The following is a 3,662-nucleotide window of genomic DNA, read 5'->3' on the forward strand; positions in this document are numbered from 1 at the left end:
CGTAGGGAATTTAAAACATATGTACTATTTAACAAGTGATTTTTCCTCCAACTGTAACCCTCGTTTGAACAACGTCGATTTCGGCGAGCGACCCCGCGTTATCCGAAGGTGTATCCTTTAGGACGGCGTAAGACGCAAGGGAACGCGCGAGCTTGGTCATCGAGGTAAAAGTTGGAAAGCATTTTTATAAATAGTGGCTATCTTCAAACCCAATCGGACATAATTACCAAACTATCTTCATTACCAATACTGTCACGGGTAAGATTGATATATGACAAATCCCTATTCCTTAAATTAGATTCAAGAGAATTCTTATGAGCGTAGAATATCATGTCAAACTCATTCAAGATGGAAACACTCAAACTCTATCTATCCCACAAGAGATAGCTCTATCTACATCAGAGGTTATCATTCGCCAAGAAGAAGGAAAATTAATTATTGAACCTTATCAGAAAAGATCCCTTCTTGAAGTTCTGGCAACTCTAGAAGACAGCGAAGAGGATATTAATGTTAATGATGAAGACTTATTGCCTTTAGATGAGATCGAGATTTAACCATGAGTTATCTCTATTTGCTAGATACAAATATAATCTCAGAACTTATAAAACATCCCCAGGGTCTGATTTTTTATAAAATCCAAAAAATTGGCGAAGCTAAAATTTGTACTAGTATTGTTGTTGCTGCTGAATTGAGATTTGGAATCAAAAATAAAAACTCCCCCAGATTAGCGGAAAAACTGAAAGTAGTTTTAGATGCCATTGATATTTTGCCTTTTACTGCCCCTGCTGACAATTACTATGCTGAGATTCGTCATAATTTAAAAATACAAGGAACACCCATTGGTGCAAACGATCTGTTGATTGCTGCTCATGCTTTATCTCTAAACTTAATTTTAGTTACCGCAAATATTCGTGAATTTTCTCGCGTCCCTAATTTAAAAGTAGAAAATTGGTTGTCACAAGATTAATTTCTGATACTCAATATTACTCGATCGCTATTCCTCATCCGAAATACAATCTACACATTCATCGAGCCTTTTAGTAGAAAATCTAGAGCATCGCGAAGTTAAAGAGCGAAATTGTCAGAACTATTCGTAACGACCGAGAAAGTGTTGATATTCCTCTGATTCTGTTTCATTATCTGTCCCCCAACTATGAGACTCATCTTGATATTCTGGCTCAACTGATGGGGCGTATCTCTCCTCAAATAATTCAGTTCTAATTTAATCTATAGCTGACTTTGATGTGGACTCTTGCCCTGTAGATTCATAATTTGCTGTTGAGTCTACGGTGACTTCTTCTTTGGTCTGGATCTCGATTTCTTTCTCTTCCGTCCAAGGTCCTCCAACATTAAATTTTTGTCCTTGACGTTGGGATCTAGTTCTTCTTTTCTTGCTGAAAGTCATCGAGCTTCTAAAAACCAGTGGGGGTTTATGTTTTGGCTCATGTAATCCGATATTGCTGTTCTGATGGCAATTTCGATTCTCTCTAAGGCATCAGATAAAAGTAACCTGAATTCGCGATCGAATGTATAGCAATCAACAATATCTTGAAAAGATATCCCTGATTTAAAAATATGCTGTTGCTTATCTATCAGGAAAGGATAAGCATATCCTGAAAAGCGATAGTATCCAATGTACTGAAGAGTTTTCTTTGCTTGAGCTTCGTCATTGATGTGTAGCCCACGACTTTTGAGTAATGTGATTAACTGTTCGGGAGCTTTGGCTGTTTTGACAAATTTCATGCAATAAAACGCAAAAGACCCGCCTTGAGATGCATCGTTGAGAGGCGTGACGGGTACTGTTAAATATATATTAGTTGAATTTAGAGCGAAGTGCAAGGGAAAACTATCTTTGGTTTCGAGTAGATGCAGCAAAGATAGCTTCTCACCAAAATCCGTCGCCAAATCATGGGACTGATATTGGAATGTATATTCGAGCATACATCATCCAGCTTTGACCAACATTTCTTCAGGAATGCAGATTATATATTGAGCAGGCTGCCATCTGTAAATTTCCCATAGCTTTTCCATAATCGTTTTGCTAGGGATATAGTCAGGATCGTCATAAAGTCTATAAGCAGTCTCTCTATTAAATCCTGTATCTTTCCAAAGTCTATATCTAGAAAGACCTCTCGCATCCATAAGTGATTTTATATCGTTTTTAATCATAATAAAAATAAACTACCTAATATTTATGATTATTGTACCAGACATATTTTAGGTTGTTTTTTTAGTTTATGTATGGTTAAATATACATATCTTGAAACCTGGGTATAATCTTTTATCTCTTCATAACCAATAATCATGACAACTATTTACGTTTCTGCTGTCACCCATGAAGGCAGTAAAGTTAGGGGTGAGTTTAGGAGACAAAAACTATGCCTGAACTGATTAAATCAGAATCAAGCTTAGATCTAACTCATGATGAATCCCGCGATCGCCTAGCCTTAGAACGAAAAGTGGAACAGGCATTCTATATAGCGGGATTGAGTTTGGCTCAACTGAGAGATCGAAGATTGTATCGTTCAACTCACAGTAGTTTTGAAGAATATTGTCAGGACAGATTTGGCTATACTCGTCGCCGAGGCGACTATTTAATAGGTTCATCACAAGTAGTTGATAATTTAAAACAAGAACCACAAAACAATTCAGAACCAAATCAAAACCGAGAACCAATGGTTCTCATTTTGCCTACTTCAGAACGTCAATGTAGACCTTTGATTAACCTAGAACCAAGCTTACAAAGACAAGCTTGGAAAAAAGCTGTAGAACTAGCAGGACACAGAATTCCATCAGGAAAAGTTGTCTCTCAAGCTGTGTCCGAGTTTAAAAATCAAGAACCAAAAGCTCAATATAAAATTGGACAAAAGATTAAAATTCAATCCAATCATTCTTTATTTGGTGGCAGTTCTGGCACAATAAAACAAATACCCAACCATACAGAGGTGATTGTGAAATTGGATAATGGTCAAACCGAGTCAATCAGTAAAGAGTACATACAACTAGAATTAGATTCAAGTATTGACGCGCCAGCTTATTCTTTAGGGCAAGAACTACCAAGCCCAGGCATAGCTTACGGCGCGTTTTGGGTAGGAAGCTTCCCACCCAAAAGCCGCCTTACAAAGCGGGAATTGGTTTGGAGTATAACGTCAGGTTATCTCAGGAGACATGGGACAAGCTTAATTCTTATGCAGTCAATGAAGGAACAGCTAGTTTGGACGGAGCGATCGCCAGACTGTTAGATTTGGTAGGTCGAAGCTAGATTTTTTGTATAGTAATACAACCTTAAACATTTTTTTCTTGATCCTCGCGATCGCGACAAGAATCTTGATTTCCATCAACTCCAGTACTTACCCATCTTGACATCAACCACTACTGGTATCGGAGCCAAAATATCGCGCCCTGCTTCAATCATAACCCTTTCCAAAACTTGAGCCACGCGATCGCAACAATCCTTTCTCGTTTCAATGACTAACTGATCGTAGGCAGTCAAAACCAGGTGAGCATCCAGTCCTTGTGCAACTGATTCCATATCCCAGCTAGATATTGCCCGTTTTAGAATGTCAGCACAGTCGGCCTGAATAGGACGTTGTTCAAACGAGGGTTACAGTTGGAGGAAAAATCACTTGTTAAATAGTACATATGTTTTAAATTCCCTACGA

At 38.1% G+C, this 3,662-nt stretch carries 7 protein-coding genes; 3 read left to right on the plus strand and 4 right to left on the minus strand.

What is annotated here, in order from left to right; all coding sequences use genetic code 11:
• Positions 1-314: 314 nt before the first annotated feature.
• A complete protein-coding gene (locus C7B62_RS24970) occupies positions 315-554 on the plus strand; it encodes an antitoxin (protein ID WP_106244174.1) in 240 nt (79 codons plus the stop codon).
• A gap of 2 nt (positions 555-556) precedes the next feature.
• Positions 557-967 (plus strand): type II toxin-antitoxin system VapC family toxin, encoded by a 411-nt coding sequence (locus C7B62_RS24975; protein ID WP_106244177.1) that lies wholly within the window; start codon positions 557-559, stop codon positions 965-967.
• 255 nt (positions 968-1,222) lie between these two features.
• On the opposite strand, the gene C7B62_RS24980 is transcribed toward C7B62_RS24975, so the two are convergent.
• The 3 genes from C7B62_RS24980 to C7B62_RS24990 are packed head-to-tail and all read right to left on the minus strand — an operon-like array spanning position 1,223 to position 2,142.
• The gene (locus C7B62_RS24980; protein ID WP_106244181.1) at positions 1,223-1,405 is read right to left on the minus strand and encodes a hypothetical protein; all 183 of its coding nucleotides are present in this window, start codon (positions 1,403-1,405) and stop codon (positions 1,223-1,225) included.
• The gene (locus tag C7B62_RS24985; RefSeq protein ID WP_106244184.1) at positions 1,402-1,941 is read right to left on the minus strand and encodes an Abi family protein; all 540 of its coding nucleotides are present in this window, start codon (positions 1,939-1,941) and stop codon (positions 1,402-1,404) included. The genes C7B62_RS24980 and C7B62_RS24985 overlap by 4 nt, the downstream gene beginning before the upstream one ends.
• A gap of 3 nt (positions 1,942-1,944) precedes the next feature.
• Positions 1,945-2,142: a helix-turn-helix transcriptional regulator gene (locus tag C7B62_RS24990; RefSeq protein WP_199194376.1), complete on the minus strand. Its 198-nt coding sequence runs from the start codon at positions 2,140-2,142 to the stop codon at positions 1,945-1,947.
• Between the two features lie 236 nt (positions 2,143-2,378).
• Here C7B62_RS24990 and C7B62_RS24995 point away from each other — a divergent pair, with 236 nt between their 5' ends.
• Positions 2,379-3,242, plus strand: coding sequence for a hypothetical protein (locus tag C7B62_RS24995; protein WP_106244190.1), 864 nt, complete (start codon positions 2,379-2,381; stop codon positions 3,240-3,242).
• Positions 3,243-3,337: 95 nt separating this feature from the next.
• Here the strand turns inward: C7B62_RS24995 and C7B62_RS25000 are convergent, their stop codons facing one another.
• Complete coding sequence (locus tag C7B62_RS25000) at positions 3,338-3,583, minus strand: DNA polymerase (RefSeq protein ID WP_255414101.1); 246 nt, start codon at positions 3,581-3,583, stop codon at positions 3,338-3,340.
• Positions 3,584-3,662: the final 79 nt, after the last annotated feature.

The organism is Pleurocapsa sp. CCALA 161, assembly GCF_003003995.1.
In the GTDB taxonomy this organism is placed as follows: domain Bacteria; phylum Cyanobacteriota; class Cyanobacteriia; order Cyanobacteriales; family Xenococcaceae; genus Waterburya.